This is a genomic window from Qaidamihabitans albus, from assembly GCF_016464705.1.
In the GTDB taxonomy this organism is placed as follows: Bacteria; Actinomycetota; Actinomycetes; order Mycobacteriales; family Pseudonocardiaceae; genus Qaidamihabitans; species Qaidamihabitans albus.
Genome location: NZ_JAEHOB010000002.1, coordinates 437,174 through 454,363, shown reverse-complemented (window position 1 = coordinate 454,363; position 17,190 = coordinate 437,174). Strand labels below are relative to the sequence as shown.

Genomic DNA, 17,190 nt, shown 5'->3' with positions numbered 1-17,190 from the left:
CCTCGTTCAAGCAGCTCACCGCAGCTTTCAGACGGTCAGTCGAGTCGGGCACTCCCTCCTTGCCGTGGAGCGCGTGTGCCGGCCGCTGATTGTGGCAGAAGCGCCGCGCCAAGTGGAGTCGCCGCTCGCGTCCAGCTTCCCAGCGCACCCGTGGGCCAGTCGAGAGGGCCGGCTCGCAAGCCATAGACTGCCTGGGGAAACACCCAAGTCGAGAACATCCGGGGAGTCACCCGCGTGCCCAACATTTCCCGCGACGAGGTCGCGCACCTTGCCAAGCTGGCCAGGCTGGCCGTCACCGACGAGGAACTGGACGTCTTCGCAGGCCAGCTCGACCAGATCCTGGACGCGGTGGCGAAGGTCGGCGAGGTCGCCGGGGACGAGATCCCGCCCACCTCGCACGCCGTGCCGCTGACCAACGTCTTCCGGGCGGACGAGATCCGGCCGGGGCTGAGCCAGGAGCAGGCGCTCGCCGGCGCGCCCGCCGCCGAAGAGGGCAGGTTCCGGGTACCGCGGATTCTGGGAGAAGAACAGTGACCGACCTGACGAGGCTCACCGCCGCCGAGCTGGCCGCCAAGATCCACGCGCGGGAGGTCACCTCCGCCGAGGTCACGCGGGCGCACCTGGACCGCATCGCCGAGGCCGACGGCCGCGTGCACGCCTTCCTGCATGTCGACACCGAGGGAGCGCTCGCCGCGGCCCGCGAGGTGGACGCCGGCCTCGAGGCGGGACACGCGCCCGCTTCCCCGCTGGCCGGGGTCCCGCTCGCGCTGAAGGACGTCCTCACCACCGAGGGCATCCCCACCACGTGCGGGTCGAAGACGCTGGAGAACTGGCTCCCCCCGTACGACTCGACGGTCACCCGCAGGCTGCGCGAGGCCGGGATCGTCATCCTCGGCAAGACGAACATGGACGAGTTCGCGATGGGCTCCTCCACCGAGAACTCGGCGTACGGACCCACCCGCAACCCGTGGGACCACGAGCGGATCCCCGGCGGTTCCGGCGGCGGTTCGTCCGCCTCGCTCGCCGCGTTCGAGGCGCCGCTGGCGATCGGCACGGACACCGGCGGCTCGATCCGCCAGCCCGGTGCCGTCACCGGGACGGTCGGCGTCAAGCCCACCTACGGCGGCGTCTCCCGTTACGGGCTGGTGGCGTTCTCCTCCTCGCTCGACCAGGCCGGGCCGTGCGCGCGGACGGTGACCGACGCGGCCCTTCTGCACGAGGTCATCGGCGGCCACGACCCGCTCGACTCCACCTCGATCGACGCGCCCGTGCCGCCGGTCGTCGCGGCTGCCAGGGAAGGGGCGCGCGGTGACCTGAGCGGAGTCCGGGTCGGCGTCGTCCAGGAGTTCGCCGGGGAGGGTTACCAGCCGGGCGTGCTCCGTTCGTTCCAGGCCGCGGTGGAACAGCTGCGCGAGCTGGGCGCGGAGGTGGTCGAGGTGTCGTGCCCCAACTTCGCCTACGCGCTGCCCGCCTACTACCTGATCGCGCCCAGCGAGTGCTCCTCGAACCTGGCCCGCTTCGACGCAATGCGCTACGGGCTCCGGGTCGCCGACGACGGCGAGCACGGCGCCGAGGAGGTCATGTCGCTCTCCCGCGAGGCCGGGTTCGGCGCCGAGGTCAAGCGCCGCATCATGCTCGGCACCTACGCGCTGTCCTCGGGTTACTACGACGCCTACTACGGCTCCGCGCAGAAGGTGCGCACGCTCATCACCCGCGACTTCACGGCGGCGTTCGAGCGGGTCGACGTGCTCGTGTCGCCGACGACCCCGACCACCGCGTTCAAGATCGGTGAACGGGTCGACGACCCGCTGGCGATGTATCTCGCCGACCTGTGCACGATTCCCGCCAACCTGGCGGGCAACCCGGCCATGAGCGTTCCGAGCGGGCTCTCCGACGAGGACGGTCTCCCGGTCGGCCTGCAGATCATGGCGCCGACGCTGGCCGACGACCGGCTCTACCGGGTCGGCGCGGCCTACGAGGTCGCACGCGACGCCGCCGCGGGCGGCTCGCTGGTTCACCAGGTTCCGGAGTTGGAGGCGGCGAAGTGACCGCGGTGGCTGAACTGATGGACTACGCCGAGGTGATCGAGCGGTTCGATCCGGTGCTCGGGCTGGAGGTGCACGTCGAGCTCTCCACGAACACGAAGATGTTCTGCGGCTGCGCCAACGTGTTCGGCGGGGAGCCCAACACGCACGTGTGCCCGACCTGCCTCGGCCTGCCCGGTGCCCTGCCGGTGATGAACGGCAAGGCCGTGGAGTCGGCGATCCGGATCGGGCTGGCGCTCAACTGCGAGATCGCGCAATGGTGCCGCTTCGCCAGGAAGAACTACTTCTACCCGGACATGCCGAAGAACTTCCAGACCTCGCAGTACGACGAGCCGATCGCGTTCGACGGCTACCTGGACGTGCCGCTCGACGACGGCGAGGTGGTGCGGGTGGAGATCGAGCGCGCCCACATGGAGGAGGACACCGGCAAGTCGCTGCACGTGGGCGGGGCGACCGGCCGCATCCACGGCGCCGAGCACTCGCTGCTGGACTACAACCGGGCCGGCGTGCCGCTGATCGAGATCGTCACCAAGCCGATCACCGGCGCGGGGGAGCGCGCGCCCGAGATCGCCCGCGCGTACGTGACCGCGCTGCGGGATCTGCTCCGCGCGATGGACGTCTCCGACGTCCGTATGGATCAGGGCTCGCTGCGCTGTGACGCGAACGTGTCGCTGATGCCGAAGGGCACGAGCGAGTTCGGCACCCGTACCGAGACGAAGAACGTCAACTCGCTGCGCAGTGTCGAGCGCGCGGTACGTTACGAGATGGCCCGGCACGGCGCGGTGCTCGCGGGCGGCGGCACGATCAGGCAGGAGACCCGGCACTTCCAGGAGAGCGACGGCACGACCGCCCCTGGCCGCACGAAGGAGACGGCGGAGGACTACCGCTACTTCCCGGAACCCGACCTGGTGCCCGTCGCGCCGTCGCGCGAGTGGGTGGAGGAGCTGCGCGGCACGCTGCCGGAGCCGCCGTGGGAACGTCGCAAGCGGATCCAGGAAGAGTGGGGCCTCACCGGCGAGGAGCTGCGGGACCTCGTCAACACCGGCGCCGCCGACCTAGTCGCGGCGACCGTGGACGCCGGTGCCGAGCCGGGCGACGCCCGCAGCTGGTGGGTGCAGTTCCTGACGCAGCAGGCCAACGCGCGTGAGGTCGAGCTCGCCGATCTGCCGATCACGCCTGCTCAGGTGGCGAGGGTGATCGAGCTGGTCAAGTCCGGTGAGCTGACCAACAAGCTCGCCCGCGAGGTCGTGCAGGGCGTGCTGGCCGGTGAGGGCGAACCGGACGAGGTCGTGGAGACGCGCGGCCTCAAGGTCGTCTCGGACGACACGGCCCTGCTCACCGCCGTGGACGAGGCGCTGGCCGCGCAGCCGGACGTCGCCGAGAAGATCCGGGGCGGCAAGGTGCAGGCCGCCGGTGCGATCGTCGGCGCCGTGATGAAGGCGACGAAGGGGCAGGCCGACGCCAAGCGCGTGCGCGAGCTGATCCTGGAACGCGTCGGCGCCTGAGCATGTTCTCTCCCGCGCGGGTTTCCTGGCGCGAGTGGCTCGGCCTCGGTGCCGGGCTGCTCGGGCTCGGGACGCTGTTCCTGCCATGGACGCGGCTGCGCGCCACCGACCCGGAGGTCGGCGCCGCGCTGGCTGAGCTGCCGGCGGACGAGGTGTCCCGCTCGGCGTGGGACTCGACGTTCTTCGCGTGGTTCCCGCCGCTGTTGCTCCTGCTCGCCGGGCTCGCGGTCACGCTGGCCGGGCAGTCCGCGAAGGCGCGGGTGAGCGGCCTTCCGCAGCTGTGGCTGGTGGCGTGCGCGGTCGCGCTCGTCTCCCTCGTGCTGGGCTGGCTGATCATCGACTGGCAGTTCGGCAGCGAGCAGCGGGCGTTGCTGCGGGCCGGCGGTGTCACGGTGAACGCGGGGATCGGCCGTTACCTGGGGCTCGCCGCGGCGCTCGCCTCGACGGTGGCGGCGGTACTCGACGTGCGGGCGGCCCGCGCCGAGGCGCGGCACCCCCGTAAAGGCACTCCCGGAGGAAGACGCCGCCCGGTCTCGTGAGTGCCTACGCGAGTGAGAACGCCGGTAGCCACTCACGAGGGCTGGTGAGGTCAGTCGCGGCCGGCGCCGGACGACGGTGGCCGCACGATGATGACCACCCGGTCGTCGCTGGACACCGGGTCGCCGCCGTCCTTGTTGACGGTGCCCGCGACGGCGTAGTCGGGGGTGACCGGGTCGAAACCGTCCAGCTTGCCGTAGCTGGTCCCGTTGTCGCCGTCCATGGTGACCTGTGGCTTGCCGCCGATCGAGCCGTCCTGGGTGACCGGAAGGGCCTGCAGGTTGCCCGCCCCGGAGGTGACGACCGCCAGCATGTCGGTCCAGTCGGTGCAGCCGGTCACGCCCGGCTTGTCCGGCCAGGTCCAGGCGGGCGCGTCCAGCTTCTCGCCCGGCCGGACCAGGTGGATCGCGTCCTGTTCCGGGCCCTGGTCGGTGACCCACAGGCGGGAGCCGTCCGCCGCCTTGCAGAGCCCGCCGGGGGAGTGCAGGCCGCTCGCGAGCACCGGGGAGTCCGGACGCGGGTTGCCCGGTGCGGGCCGCCCGCCGGTGTCGATCCGCAGGATCTTGCCGGCCAGTGAGTCGGGGTCGGCGGCCGCGGCGGGGTCGCCCGCGTTGCCGGTGGCGACCAGCAACGCGCCCTTGCCATCGGTGAGCAGGGCGCCCTGGTTGCCGGTGCTGCCCTTCGGGATGCCGGTGAGCACGGGCTTGGGCTCCTGGCCTTCGGCGAAGCGCACCACCCGGTTGTCCTCGGGGGTGGTGATGTAGGCGAAGACGAGCCGGTCCTCGGCGTAGGTCGGCGACAGCGCCAGGCCGGTCAGCCCGCCGTCGCCCGTGGCATCGACGTTCAGCGCGGCGAAATCGGAGCGCTCGGCGTCCGTGCCGACGAGCGAGATGCGGCCGCTGCGGCGCTCCGCCGCGAGCGCCGTGATGGCCGAGCCGTCGGTGGGCAGGGCGGCGACCGCCGACACCGTGTCCAGGCAGGTGGCGATGACGGCCTTGTCGTAGTCGGTGCAGCCGTCCGGCGGCGGGACCGGGGTGGGCGAGCCGGGCCTGCCGCTTGGCACGGCCGGGGTACCCGCTTCGGGCAGCTCCGGCTGCGGGCCGGCCTCCGGGGTCAGCTCCGGCGCGGGTTCCCAGTCCTGCTCGGCCGTGCTCTCGCTGAAGTCGGCGCAACCGGACAGCAGCAGCGCGCCGCTGGCGGCCAGCGCCAGCGGCCACGACGTCTTCCGGGGCCGGATCCGCACAATGATCGAGCGTAGGCGGCACACCGTGAACCTCGGGTAAGCGGGTCGGCAGGCCGACCCAGCCGCGAGCCGGGCGCGCGAGTAGGCGACGATGGCGGGAATGACGGTCACGGTCCTGGTTCCCGACGACGACGGTGTGACGGCGCTGACGGAGGTCGCCGGCGTGCACCCGGTGCGCTACACGGCGGGCGAGCCGCTGCCCGCGGAGGCCGCCGACGCGGAGGTGCTGATCCCGGGGTTCCCGTGGTCGTCGCAGACCCCGGCGCTGCTGGCCGAACTGCCCCGGCTCAAGCTGATCCAGCTGCTCTCGGCGGGTGCCGAGGACTGGGTGGGCGAGCTGCCTCCGGGGGTCCTGCTGGCCACCTGCCGTGGCGCGCACGGTGGCAGCACCGCCGAGTGGGTGATGGCCGTGCTGCTGTCGATGTTCCGTGATCTGGGCGCCTTCGCCCACGCGCAGAACGAGCGCGACTGGACGCCGCGCAGCACCGACACGCTCCAGGGCAAGCGGGTGCTCATCGTGGGTGCCGGGGACCTCGGCCGCCAGTTGCGGCGCAAGCTGGAGCCGTTCGACACCTGGGTGACCATGGTCGGGCTGTCCGCGCGGGACGGCGTGCACGGCGTCGACGAGTTGCCCGGCCTGCTCACCGACAGCGAGGTGGTCGTGCTGATGGTGCCGCTCACCTCGCGCACGCAGGGCATGGTCGACGCGGCGTTCCTCGCGGCGATGCCGGACGGCGCGCTGCTGGTGAACGCCTCGCGCGGGCAGGTGGTGGACACCGAGGCCCTGCTCGGGGCCCTGACTTCCGGGCGGCTGCGGGCGGCGCTGGACGTCACCGATCCCGAGCCGTTGCCACCGGAGCATCCGCTGTGGAAGGCGCCCGGCCTGCTGCTGACCCCGCACGTGGCCGGCTCGGTCCGTGGCGCGCGGCGGCGCTCGTACGTCGTGGCGGTCGCCGAGATCGAGCGCTACGTGCAGGGCGAGCTGCCGCAGAACCTCGTGCACGGCGAGTACTGAGCGGCGGGCCCGCCGGGGAGAAGTGCACAGCCGTTCTCCCGCGCGTCACCCGGATGCTCTACTCTGCCCGCGCATGACGACTCGTGACGATGGGTACGACGACGGGTTCGACGAGCCGACGACCACCATCTCGCAGCCAGACGACTTCGAGAGCCGGATGGCCGACGAGCCGGAGCGCTGGCACAGCGGGCTCGACCTCGGCCTGCTCGTGCTGCGGCTGGTGCTGGGCGGCACCATGGTGGTGCACGGCCTGCAGAAGCTGTTCGGGTGGTTCGGCGGGCCGGGCATCGGCGGCTTCGCCGATGCGCTGGAGTCCTTTGGCTACACGACACAGACCACGCTGCTGTCCTGGGTCACCGCGCTGGCCGAGGTGACCGGCGGCGCGCTGCTGGTGGTCGGGCTGTTCACGCCGCTCGGCGCCGCGGCCGTGCTCGGGGTGGCCGCCAACATCGTGTTCGTCAAGTTCGGCGACGGCTTCTTCATGGGCGACGGTTCGGGTTACGAGTACGAACTCATGCTCGGCGCCGCCGCGTTCGCGCTGATGTTCACCGGCTCCGGCCGGATCGCGCTGGACAAGAACACCCCGTGGCGGCGCAACACCCTGCCGTTCGGCTTCGTTGGCCTCGTGCTCGCCGCGGCGGGCTCGGTGGTCGTGCTCATCCTTTGCCGCTGAACCGCAAGGGAGCTTCACCACGGCACGACGGTGGTGAAGCTCCCTTGCCGCGCGCGGTCGAGGTCACCTCGCGGGGTCGCGGACGGCGCCCGTGTCGGCGGAGGTGGCCATCCGGGCGTAGGCGCGCAGCGCGCCGGTGAGCGGCCGCTCGCGCTGCGCCGGCTGCCACGGCCGCTCGTTCGCCTCCATCTTCGCGCGGCGCTCCGCGAGCACGTCGTCGTCCACCAGCAGTTGCAGTCTGCGCTCGCGCACGTCGATGAGAATCTGGTCTCCGTCGGCGACCAGGCCGATCGCGCCGCCCGCCGCCGCCTCGGGCGAGATGTGGCCCACCGAGATCCCGGACGACCCGCCGGAGAAGCGGCCGTCGGTGATCAGCGCGCACCGCTTGCCGAGCCCGGCGCCCTTGAGGAACGCCGTCGGGTGCAGCATCTCCTGCATGCCGGGACCGCCCGCGGGCCCCTCGTAACGCACCACCAGCACGTCACCGGGCTGGATCCGCTTGCCGAGGATCGCCGAGACGGCCTCCTCCTGGCTCTCCACGACCCGCGCCGGGCCCTGGAAACGCCACAGCTCCTCCTCGATGCCCGCCGACTTGATCACCGCCCCCCGCTCGGCCAGGTTGCCGCGCAGCACCGCGAGCCCGCCGTCGGTGGTGTGGGCGTTGGCGACGTCGCGGATGCAGCCGCCCGCCGCGTCGGTGTCCAGATCGGACCACCGGTTCGACGTCGAGAACGCCTCGGTGGTGCGCACCCCGCCCGGTGCGGCGTGGAACAGCTCCAGCGCCTCGGCCGAAGGTGAACCGCCGCGGATGTCCCAGGTGGACAGCCACTCCTCCAAAGAGGACGCGTGCACGGCGTGGACGTCCTCGTTGAGCAGGCCGCCGCGGTACAGCTCGCCGAGAATCGCCGGGATACCACCCGCGCGGTGTACATCCTCCACGTGGTAGTCGGAGTTTGGCGCCACTTTGGACAGGCAGGGAACCCGCTGCCCGACCGCGTCGATGTCGTCGATGGTGAACGCGATCTCGCCCTCCTGCGCGGCGGCGAGGATGTGCAGCACCGTGTTGGTCGAGCCGCCCATCGCCATGTCCAGTGCCATCGCGTTCTCGAACGCGTTCCGGCCGGCGATCGAGCGCGGCAGCGCCGCCTCGTCGTCCTGCTCGTACCAACGCCTCGCCAGCTCCACCACGGTGCGCCCGGCACCGGTGAACAGCTCGCGGCGGGCCGCGTGCGTGGCCAGCGTGGAGCCGTTGCCCGGCAGCGCGAGCCCGAGTGCCTCGGTGAGACAGTTCATCGAGTTGGCGGTGAACATGCCGGAGCACGAGCCGCACGTGGGACACGCCGAACGCTCCACGGCGGACAGTCCGTCGTCGTCGACGGCGGTGCTCGCCGAGGCGGAGATGGCGGTGATGAGATCCGTGGGCGCCTGCGCCACCCCCTCGACCACGACGGCCTTGCCGGCCTCCATCGGTCCACCCGAGACGAACACGGTGGGGATGTTCAGCCGCATCGCGGCGTTGAGCATGCCCGGCGTGATCTTGTCGCAGTTGGAGATGCACACGAGCGCGTCGGCCTGGTGCGCGTTGACCATGTACTCCACCGAGTCCGCGATGATCTCGCGCGAGGGCAGCGAGTAGAGCATCCCGCTGTGCCCCATCGCGATGCCGTCGTCGACCGCGATCGTGTGGAACTCCCTGGGGACGCCGCCCGCCTCGCGCACCGCGCCTGCGACCACGTCACCGAGGTCCCTGAGGTGCACGTGCCCGGGGACGAACTGGGTGTAGGAGTTGGCGACGGCCACGATCGGCTTGCCGAAGTCGCTGTCGGTCATGCCGGTGGCGCGCCACAGGGAGCGGGCGCCCGCGGCGTTGCGGCCGTGTGTGGTGGTTCGGGAGCGCAGCTGAGGCATGCGCGCCAGATTACGCCTGGTCTCCTTCGCCCTCTCCGGGTTGTTCGCCTTCCTCGGCGAGCACGCCCGAAGGGTCGGGGAGCCTGCCCTCGCTGACGAGGGCGAGCACGGGCAGGTGCCGGGTGCGCACCGCGGGCAGCGCGATCCTGCTGTCGTCGGCGAGCACGGCGCGAACCTTGGACCGCTCGGTGAGCGCCAGGCCCTTGAGCGCCGTCCACGGCAGGTGGCGCGTGCGGAACATCGTCCGCACGGTCAGGCCCTCGCGCGTCGCGACGGTGCGGGTCCGGATGATCCACACGGTGAGCCCGAGCGGAACCAGGTACAGCGCCTGCAGTCCGGGCAGCGCGAACGCCGCGGGCGTCACGCAGAACAGGAGGATGATGACGGCGAGCAGCGCGATCCCGGGTACCCGGAAGACCGCGCGCCTGCTCTCGTCCGGCTGCTGGGGCTCGTCGGCGTTGCCTGCCTCGTCGGTCACGCCCAGATAGTGCCCCGGGCCGCGGCGCGCCCGGAAAGCGGGGGAGTCCGACCGTCGGAGTGTCCAGTATCCGGAATCACCATCCCGCCAAGTTGACACTCGTGACAGTGGGCGATTAACGTCGTGCCCGTGACACCGCAGATCGGCCTCGTACTTCCCAAGCGCGTCGACGCTTAGGGACAGCCTCTGCATCGACGCGCGACCCTCGTGCGACCTTCTCGGTCGGCGGGGGTTTTTTGATGCCCGGACCGCAAGCCCGCCGAAGAACGACCGCTGAGAACGACAAGACCCCACAAGCAGCCAGCACCGAGAACCCACGAGGCAGAACCGATGACAAGCGCCACCTCGCGATCGGAATCGAACGCTGGGCCGACACCGCAACCGGCGTCGCCCAGCCAACTGGGAGCCCGCCCGAAGCCGGGACCGCCCGCCGGAACACCCGTCCGGGTGACCGGCGCGCAGTCGCTCGTGCGTTCGCTCGAGGCGGTCGGCGCCGAGGTCGTATTCGGCATTCCGGGCGGCACGATCCTGCCGGCGTACGACCCGCTGCTCGACTCGACGAAGGTGCGGCACGTGCTGGTGCGGCACGAGCAGGGCGCGGGGCACGCCGCGACCGGCTACGCGCAGGCGACCGGCAAGGTCGGCGTGTGCATGGCGACCTCGGGGCCCGGTGCGACGAACCTGGTGACCCCGCTGGCCGACGCGAACATGGACTCGGTGCCGCTGGTGGCGATCACCGGGCAGCAGTCGCGCGCGCTGATCGGCACCGACGCCTTCCAGGAGGCCGACATCTGCGGCATCACGCTGCCGATCACCAAGCACAACTTCCTGGTGACCGACCCGGCGGAGATACCGAGGGTGGTCGCGGAGGCGTTCCACCTGGCGAGCACGGGCAGGCCGGGGCCGGTCCTGGTGGACATCCCCAAGGACGTCCTGCAGGAGATGACGTCGTTCTCGTGGCCGCCGGAGATGCGGCTGCCGGGGTACCGGCCGACGCTGCGCCCGCACGGCAAGCAGGTGCGCGAGGCGGCCCGGCTGATCTCGCAGTCGCGGCGGCCGGTGCTCTACGTCGGCGGTGGCGTGGTGAAGGCACGGGCGGCCGCGCAGCTGCGGGAGCTGGCCGAGCTGTCCGGAATCCCGGTGGTCACCACGCTGATGGCGCGGGGGGTGTTCCCCGACTCGCACTCCCAGCATCTGGGCATGCCCGGGATGCACGGCTCGGTGGCCGCGGTGGCCGCGATGCAGCGGGCGGACCTGCTGATCGCCCTCGGCGCCCGGTTCGACGACCGGGTGACCGGCCAGCTGACGACGTTCGCGCCGGACGCCACCGTGGTGCACGCCGACATCGACCCCGCGGAGATCTCCAAGAACCGCAAGGCCGACGTGCCGATCGTGGGGGACTGCGCCGAGATCATCACCGAGCTGATCGCCGCCGTGCGCGAGAGCGAGCGGTCCGGCCCGCCGGACCTCGCGGCCTGGTGGACGCAGGTCGACTCCTGGCGGGACACCTTCCCGGCGGGCTACGAGTGGCCGCCGGACGGCGCGCTGTCGCCGCAGTACGTGATCGAGCGGATCGGTGAGCTGGCCGGCCCGGACGCGATCTACACGGCGGGCGTCGGCCAGCACCAGATGTGGGCCGCGCAGTTCATCCGCTACGAGAACCCGAACACGTGGATCAACTCCGGCGGGCTCGGCACGATGGGCTTCGCGGTCCCCGCCGCGATGGGCGCGCAGTTCGGGTTCCCGGACAGGCAGGTGTGGGCCATCGACGGCGACGGCTGCTTCCAGATGACCAACCAGGAACTGGCGACCTGCGCGATCGAGGGGGCGCCGATCAAGGTCGCGGTGATCAACAACGGCAACCTCGGCATGGTCCGCCAGTGGCAGAACCTGTTCTACGCCGAGCGTTACTCCAACACCGACCTCGGCACGCACAAGCACCGCATCCCGGACTTCACCCTGCTCGCCGAGGCGCTCGGCTGCGCGGGACTGCGCTGCGAGACCAAGGACGAGGTCGACGACGTCATCCAGCGCGCGATGGCCATCAACGACCGCCCCGTCGTGATCGACTTCGTGGTGGGCAAGGATGCCCAGGTGTGGCCGATGGTCGCCGCGGGCACCAGCAACGACGAGATCATGGCCGCGCGCGGCATCCGGCCGCTGTTCGACGACGACGAGGTGTCCGAGGTGTCCCAATGACGAACCACACACTGAGTGTTCTGGTGGAGAACGTCCCGGGTGTGCTGGCCCGCGTGTCGGGCCTGTTCTCCCGGCGGGGATTCAACATCGAGTCCCTCGCCGTCGGGCCCACGGAGAACCCCGAGGTGTCCCGGATGACGATCGTGGTCGCCGTTGAGGAGCTACCGCTCGAACAGGTGACCAAGCAGCTCAACAAGCTCGTCAACGTCATCAAGATCGTGGAGCTCGACCCGGAGGTCTCCGTGCAGCGCGAACTGCTGCTCGTGAAGGTGCGGGCGGACGCCACGGTGCGCAGCCAGGTCCTGGAGACCGTGCATCTCTTCCGTGCCAAGGTGGTGGACGTGTCGCCGGAGGCACTGACCATCGAGGCCACCGGCACCGGCGACAAGATCGGCGCGCTGCTGCGCATGCTGGAGCCCTACGGCGTGCGCGAACTCGTCCAGTCCGGCATGGTCGCGGTCGGCCGGGGCGCCCGGTCGATCACGGCGACCTCCTCGCGCTGACGCGCCCGCCCTTCGCTCTGCCGGACCGTTTTCAAGAACCGAAAGGAAGTACCACCCCTCATGTCAGTCGAAACCTTCTATGACGACGACGCGGATCTGAGCATCATCCAGGGTCGCAAGGTCGCCGTGATCGGATACGGCAGCCAGGGCCACGCGCACGCCCTGAGCTTGCGCGACTCCGGGGTCGATGTGCGCATCGGTCTGCCCGAGGGGTCGCGCTCGCGTGGCAAGGCCGAGGACGAGGGCCTGCGCGTGCTGACGCCGGCGGAGGCGTCCAAGGAAGCCGATCTGATCATGATCCTGGCGCCCGACACGAAGCAGCGCACCATCTACACCGAGGACATCGAGCCGAACCTGAAGGACGGCGACGCGCTGTTCTTCGGGCACGGCTTCAACATCCGCTACGACCTCATCAAGCCGCCGGCCAATGTGGATGTCGCGATGGTGGCGCCGAAGGGGCCGGGGCACCTGGTACGCCGCCAGTTCGTCGACGGCAAGGGGGTGCCCTGCCTGATCGCGGTCGAGCAGGACCCGAGCGGCAACGGCCAGGCGATCGCGCTCTCCTACGCGGCCGCCATCGGCGGCGCCCGCGCGGGCGTCATCAAGACGACCTTCAAGGAGGAGACGGAGACCGACCTGTTCGGGGAGCAGTCGGTGCTCTGCGGCGGCACCTCGGCGCTCGTGCAGACCGGTTTCGAGGTGCTCACCGAGGCGGGCTACGCGCCGGAGATCGCCTACTTCGAGGTGCTGCACGAGCTGAAGCTCATCGTCGACCTCATGTACGAGGGCGGCATCGCGCGGATGCGGTACTCCATCTCCGACACCGCCGAGTACGGCGACCTGACCAGGGGCCCGCGCGTGATCGGCCCGCAGGTCAAGGAGAACATGAAGGCGATTCTCGCCGAGATCCAGGACGGCACGTTCGCGCGGGAGTGGGTCGCCGAGGACGAGGCGGGCCGCCCGAACTACCGCAAGCTGCAGGAGGCAGGCGAGCAGCACTCCATCGAGGAGACCGGCAAGAAGCTGCGCGGCCTGATGTCGTGGGTGGACCGCCCGATCACCGAGACCGCCTGACGCGCTACGCACCGTCTATCGAGGTCACCTCACTCGGGTGACGAGTGAGGTGGCCTCGCGCGTATCCGGCGCCGATGGCTTAACGTGCGGCATATGAGTGACGAACGGCGATCCGCCGTCGACGACAAGGCCCACATCCGCGACGAGCTCGACCTCGACAGTGCGGAGTGGCGGCGGGTGCCGCCCGAGGGAAACGTGATCGAGTACGCGTTCGTCCCGCACACCGACGGCCTGACCTACGTCGCGATCCGCTCGCAATCCGATCCGGACACCGCCGCCCTGGTCTTCACGTCCACCGAGTGGGACGCGTTCATCGCGGGAGCGCGGGACGGTGAGTTCGACCAGCCCTGAGCCACCGGCCGGATCGTCTCGCGTTGTGGACACATTGCGGCGTGGTTAACACGGAGCCCACTCCGGGGCTAGACTGCGCGCGTCCGGGCACAGCGTCGTGACCCGATGAGCGCGTCCGCGAGGGCTATTCACGATCCTGCCGGCGGGACCGCCCGGAACTCACGGAGCTCACGGAGCTCACCGAGCTCACGGAGGGTGGTTCGCGACGACGGGATGCCGGCGCCGCGCGGGTGGCGAAGCCACGTACCGGTGTGAAGAGCCCGGGTGCCGTACCGGGCACCGCGAACCGAACCCGATCCGAAAGGCGCATCGTGACCAATTCCAGCCAGCCCGTCGTTCTCCTCGCCGAGAAGCTCGCTCCCTCCGCGGTGAGCGCGCTCGGCGACGAGGTCGAGGTCCGGCATGTGGACGGGACCGACCGTCCGGCACTGCTGGCCGCGGTCGGCGACGCCGACGCGTTGCTCGTCCGGTCCGCCACGAAGGTCGACGCCGAAGTGCTCGGTGCTTCGAACAAGCTCAAGGTCGTCGCCCGCGCCGGGGTGGGGCTGGACAACGTCGACGTGCCTGCCGCCACCGAGCGGGGCGTGCTGGTGGTCAACGCGCCGACCTCGAACATCGTCTCCGCCGCCGAGCACGCCGTGGCGCTGCTGCTCGCGGTCGCCCGGCGGGTGCCGGCCGCCGACCAGAGCCTGCGCGGCGGGGAGTGGAAGCGCAGCGCCTACACCGGCGTCGAGCTCAACGGCAAGACCGTCGGCGTGGTGGGCCTCGGCAAGATCGGCCAGCTCTTCGCGCAGCGGGTCGCCGCGTTCGACACCCACGTCATCGCCTACGACCCGTACGTCTCCGCCGCGCGCGCCGCGCAGCTCGGCATCGAACTCGTCTCGCTCGACGAGCTGCTGGAGCGCGCCGACGCGATCTCCATCCACCTGCCGAAGACGCCCGAGACGAAGGGCCTCATCGACGCCGCCGCGCTGGCCAAGACCAAGAAGGGCGTGCTGATCGTCAACGCCGCCCGCGGCGGGCTCGTCGACGAGGACGCGCTCGCCAACGCCGTCAAGGACGGCCAGGTCGGCGGCGCGGGCGTGGACGTGTTCGTCACCGAACCGACCACCTCCAGCCCGCTGTTCGACCTGCCCAACGTCGTGGTCACGCCGCACCTGGGCGCCTCGACCGCGGAGGCGCAGGACCGGGCGGGCACCGATGTCGCCGTCTCGGTGAAGCTCGCGCTGCGCGGTGACTTCGTCCCGGACGCCGTGAACGTCGCGGGCGGCACGGTCAGCGAGGAGGTGCGGCCCTACCTGCCGCTCGCCCAGAAGCTGGGCACGGTCCTCTCGGCGTTCAGCGCGAAGCCCCCTTCGTCGGTCTCCGTGGTCGCCAGTGGCGAGCTCTCCGGTGAGGACGTGAGCGTGCTCCAGCTCTCGGCCTTGCGCGGGGTCTTCTCCGGGGTCGTCGAGGACCAGGTGACGTTCGTCAACGCGCCGAGGCTCGCCGAGGAGCTCGGCGTGCAGGTGCAGGTCACCACCGAGCCGGAGAGCCCGAACTTCCGCAGCCTGCTGACCGTGCGCGCCGTGCACAACGACGGCAGCGCGCACTCCGTGTCGGGCACGGTCATCGGCAAGGACGAGGTACAGAAGGTCGTCGAGGTCAACGGACGGCACTTCGACCTGCGCGCCGAGGGCCACGTGCTGCTGCTCGAGTACCCGGACCGCCCGGGGATCATGGGCAGGGTCGGCACCCTGCTCGGCGAGGCCGGGATCAACATCGAGGCCGCGCAGATCAGCCAGACCACGGATCGCTCCGACGCCGTGATGCTGCTGCGGGTGGATCGCGCGGTCGACTCGCACCTGCTGGAGCCGATCGGCGCCACGGTCGACGCGCGGATGATCCGCGCGGTCGCCTTCGAGTGAGCCTGCGCGCCCGGCGGCGCCGAGCCGCCGGGCGCCCTCGCCGCCAACGGGGACCCAAGATCAACATATGGGTAGCGCTGTGCCACGATCGGGTGGCTACAGGCAGGCCGGACTCCGGCGTAAGGGTGGTTCTGCTTCGGCGGATTGTCGACTGCCGGTAACCTGCCGTGGCTGGAGTTTGATCGCAAATGGGGCATCCGGGGTCCGGTCCCCGATCGACGGAGGTGTATGGATGCGGCTCGCTGTGATCCCAGGTGACGGGATCGGGCCCGAGGTGGTCACCGAGGCGCTGAAGGTGCTGGGTGAGGTCGTTCCGGGCGCGGAGACTACGAACTACGACCTCGGCGCCGCGCGCTGGCACGCGACCGGTGAGCTGCTTCCCGAGTCGGTACTCGGCGAACTCCGGCAGCACGACGCCATCCTCCTCGGCGCCGTCGGCGATCCGACCGTGCCGAGCGGGATCCTGGAGCGCGGGCTGCTGCTGCGCCTGCGCTTCGAGCTCGACCACCACGTGAACCTGCGGCCCGCCCGGCTGTACCCGGGCGTGCGGGGCCCGCTGTCCGATCCCGGTGAGATCGACATGCTGGTGGTGCGGGAGGGCACCGAGGGCCCTTACGCGGGCAACGGCGGCCTGCTGCGCAAGGACACCGAGCACGAGATCGCCACCGAGGTCAGCGTCAACACCGCGTTCGGGATCCGGCGGGTCGTCGCCGACGCGTTCGCGCGTGCCGAGCGGCGTCCCCGCAAGCACCTCACCCTGGTGCACAAGACGAACGTGCTCGAACACGCGGGCTCGCTGTGGTCGCGCATCGTCGAGGAGGTGTCCCTCGAGCACCCCGACGTGACCGTGAACTACTCGCACGTCGACGCCGCGACCATCCACATGGTCACCGATCCCGGCCGTTTCGACGTGATCGTCACCGACAACCTGTTCGGCGACATCATCACCGACCTCGCCGCGGCGGTGACCGGCGGCATCGGGCTCGCCGCGAGCGGAAACCTGGACATCACCAAGCGCAACCCCAGCATGTTCGAGCCCGTGCACGGCAGCGCACCGGACATCGCGGGCCAGAACCTGGCCGACCCGACAGCGGCCGTGCTGTCGATGTCCCTGCTCCTCGACCACCTCGGCGAGATCGAGGCTGCGCGGCGGATCGAGGCCTCGGTGGCCTTCGACCTGGCGACCCGTGACCAGTCCTCGCCGGGCAGCACCCAGGGCATCGGCGACCGGCTGGCCGCGCTCGTCTCCTCGAACGCCCGCCAGGCCAGCTGAGGCGTACCCGTACAGCGAAGGCCACCTGGACCGCGTCCGCGGCTCCAGGTGGCCTTCGGCGTGTGTTGGCGGGCCCGTGGCCGGGAACTCCTCGCGGGAGGAACTCCCCTTGTGAGGTGGTTCGCCATGTGGAAATGGCTGCGCAACCTGCTGGAACGCCGCGAGCCGGCATCGTCGAGCGCGCCCGAGGCCGACGCGGCCACCGACCCCGCGGTGGCCAGGGCGCGTCCGACCGGCGGCAGGCCGGACGAGCGCGCGGACAACCCGAGCACGACCGGTCCAGGGCCCAGCGACACGTTCGTCGGCCGGGCCGAGGGCGAGGACATCGGCTACACCGGTGAGACCGGAGCCGGTGCCCGCGCGGAGCGTGACCGGGAGGACTGACCCGGTACGGTCCCGGGCCGGCAGGTCCAGTATCCGGGAATGCGCGCCCACGAGTTGGGCCCGGCGCGTTCCTGTGGCATGATGCGGGCATGAAC

16 protein-coding genes are annotated in these 17,190 nt (G+C 71.0%); 13 read left to right on the top strand and 3 right to left on the bottom strand.

What is annotated here, in order from left to right:
• Positions 1-234: 234 nt before the first annotated feature.
• The 4 genes from gatC to JAP66_RS05400 are packed head-to-tail and all read left to right on the top strand — an operon-like array spanning position 235 to position 4,089.
• On the top strand, positions 235-534 hold the full coding sequence (gene gatC, locus JAP66_RS05415; RefSeq protein WP_199430428.1) for an Asp-tRNA(Asn)/Glu-tRNA(Gln) amidotransferase subunit GatC: 300 nt from the start codon (positions 235-237) through the stop codon (positions 532-534).
• On the top strand, positions 531-2,048 hold the full coding sequence (gene gatA / locus JAP66_RS05410; RefSeq protein WP_199430427.1) for an Asp-tRNA(Asn)/Glu-tRNA(Gln) amidotransferase subunit GatA: 1,518 nt from the start codon (positions 531-533) through the stop codon (positions 2,046-2,048). The genes gatC and gatA overlap by 4 nt, the downstream gene beginning before the upstream one ends.
• Positions 2,045-3,550, top strand: coding sequence for an Asp-tRNA(Asn)/Glu-tRNA(Gln) amidotransferase subunit GatB (gene gatB / locus JAP66_RS05405; protein ID WP_199430426.1), 1,506 nt, complete (start codon positions 2,045-2,047; stop codon positions 3,548-3,550). Before gatA ends, gatB begins: the two co-directional genes overlap by 4 nt.
• Positions 3,551-3,552: 2 nt before the next feature.
• The gene (locus JAP66_RS05400) at positions 3,553-4,089 is read left to right on the top strand and encodes a hypothetical protein (protein WP_199430425.1); all 537 of its coding nucleotides are present in this window, start codon (positions 3,553-3,555) and stop codon (positions 4,087-4,089) included.
• A 50-nt stretch (positions 4,090-4,139) separates the two neighbouring features.
• Here the strand turns inward: JAP66_RS05400 and JAP66_RS05395 are convergent, their stop codons facing one another.
• A complete protein-coding gene (locus tag JAP66_RS05395; RefSeq protein WP_199430424.1) occupies positions 4,140-5,330 on the bottom strand; it encodes a PQQ-dependent sugar dehydrogenase in 1,191 nt (396 codons plus the stop codon).
• Between the two features lie 100 nt (positions 5,331-5,430).
• On the opposite strand from JAP66_RS05395, the gene JAP66_RS05390 reads away from it, so the two are divergent.
• Complete coding sequence (locus JAP66_RS05390) at positions 5,431-6,345, top strand: 2-hydroxyacid dehydrogenase (protein ID WP_199430423.1); 915 nt, start codon at positions 5,431-5,433, stop codon at positions 6,343-6,345.
• 73 nt (positions 6,346-6,418) lie between these two features.
• The gene (locus JAP66_RS05385) at positions 6,419-7,018 is read left to right on the top strand and encodes a DoxX family protein (RefSeq protein WP_199430422.1); all 600 of its coding nucleotides are present in this window, start codon (positions 6,419-6,421) and stop codon (positions 7,016-7,018) included.
• Positions 7,019-7,081: 63 nt separating this feature from the next.
• On the opposite strand, the gene ilvD is transcribed toward JAP66_RS05385, so the two are convergent.
• Positions 7,082-8,926, bottom strand: coding sequence for a dihydroxy-acid dehydratase (ilvD, locus tag JAP66_RS05380; protein WP_199430421.1), 1,845 nt, complete (start codon positions 8,924-8,926; stop codon positions 7,082-7,084).
• 10 nt (positions 8,927-8,936) lie between these two features.
• Positions 8,937-9,404 carry a PH domain-containing protein gene (locus JAP66_RS32000; RefSeq protein WP_307849445.1) on the bottom strand — a complete coding sequence of 156 codons (468 nt, stop codon included), beginning with the start codon at positions 9,402-9,404 and terminating at the stop codon, positions 8,937-8,939.
• A gap of 330 nt (positions 9,405-9,734) precedes the next feature.
• On the opposite strand from JAP66_RS32000, the gene JAP66_RS05370 reads away from it, so the two are divergent.
• From JAP66_RS05370 to JAP66_RS05340, 7 genes are all read left to right on the top strand, one after another.
• A complete protein-coding gene (locus JAP66_RS05370) occupies positions 9,735-11,603 on the top strand; it encodes an acetolactate synthase large subunit (RefSeq protein ID WP_210769675.1) in 1,869 nt (622 codons plus the stop codon).
• The gene (gene ilvN / locus JAP66_RS05365; RefSeq protein ID WP_199430418.1) at positions 11,600-12,106 is read left to right on the top strand and encodes an acetolactate synthase small subunit; all 507 of its coding nucleotides are present in this window, start codon (positions 11,600-11,602) and stop codon (positions 12,104-12,106) included. Before JAP66_RS05370 ends, ilvN begins: the two co-directional genes overlap by 4 nt.
• A gap of 60 nt (positions 12,107-12,166) precedes the next feature.
• Positions 12,167-13,180: a ketol-acid reductoisomerase gene (gene ilvC, locus JAP66_RS05360; RefSeq protein ID WP_199430417.1), complete on the top strand. Its 1,014-nt coding sequence runs from the start codon at positions 12,167-12,169 to the stop codon at positions 13,178-13,180.
• 93 nt (positions 13,181-13,273) lie between these two features.
• The gene (locus tag JAP66_RS05355; RefSeq protein ID WP_199430416.1) at positions 13,274-13,531 is read left to right on the top strand and encodes a DUF397 domain-containing protein; all 258 of its coding nucleotides are present in this window, start codon (positions 13,274-13,276) and stop codon (positions 13,529-13,531) included.
• 311 nt (positions 13,532-13,842) lie between these two features.
• On the top strand, positions 13,843-15,438 hold the full coding sequence (gene serA, locus JAP66_RS05350) for a phosphoglycerate dehydrogenase (RefSeq protein ID WP_199430415.1): 1,596 nt from the start codon (positions 13,843-13,845) through the stop codon (positions 15,436-15,438).
• Between the two features lie 232 nt (positions 15,439-15,670).
• On the top strand, positions 15,671-16,711 hold the full coding sequence (locus JAP66_RS05345; RefSeq protein ID WP_199430414.1) for a 3-isopropylmalate dehydrogenase: 1,041 nt from the start codon (positions 15,671-15,673) through the stop codon (positions 16,709-16,711).
• Positions 16,712-16,837: 126 nt separating this feature from the next.
• Entirely contained in the window at positions 16,838-17,095 is a 258-nt protein-coding gene (locus JAP66_RS05340) for a hypothetical protein (RefSeq protein WP_199430413.1), read from the top strand.
• Positions 17,096-17,190: the final 95 nt, after the last annotated feature.

Excerpts from the sequence above, each read along its gene's own strand:
- JAP66_RS05400 (WP_199430425.1), top strand. The coding sequence starts at position 3,553 with ATGTTCTCTCCCGCGCGGGTTTCCTGGCGCGAGTGGCTCGGCCTCGGT.
- JAP66_RS05390 (WP_199430423.1), top strand. The coding sequence starts at position 5,431 with ATGACGGTCACGGTCCTGGTTCCCGACGACGACGGTGTGACGGCGCTG.
- JAP66_RS05385 (WP_199430422.1), top strand. The coding sequence starts at position 6,419 with ATGACGACTCGTGACGATGGGTACGACGACGGGTTCGACGAGCCGACG.
- ilvD (WP_199430421.1), bottom strand. The coding sequence starts at position 8,926 with ATGCCTCAGCTGCGCTCCCGAACCACCACACACGGCCGCAACGCCGCG.
- JAP66_RS05370 (WP_210769675.1), top strand. The coding sequence starts at position 9,735 with ATGACAAGCGCCACCTCGCGATCGGAATCGAACGCTGGGCCGACACCG.
- ilvN (WP_199430418.1), top strand. The coding sequence starts at position 11,600 with ATGACGAACCACACACTGAGTGTTCTGGTGGAGAACGTCCCGGGTGTG.
- ilvC (WP_199430417.1), top strand. The coding sequence starts at position 12,167 with ATGTCAGTCGAAACCTTCTATGACGACGACGCGGATCTGAGCATCATC.
- JAP66_RS05355 (WP_199430416.1), top strand. The coding sequence starts at position 13,274 with ATGAGTGACGAACGGCGATCCGCCGTCGACGACAAGGCCCACATCCGC.
- JAP66_RS05345 (WP_199430414.1), top strand. The coding sequence starts at position 15,671 with ATGCGGCTCGCTGTGATCCCAGGTGACGGGATCGGGCCCGAGGTGGTC.
- JAP66_RS05340 (WP_199430413.1), top strand. The coding sequence starts at position 16,838 with ATGTGGAAATGGCTGCGCAACCTGCTGGAACGCCGCGAGCCGGCATCG.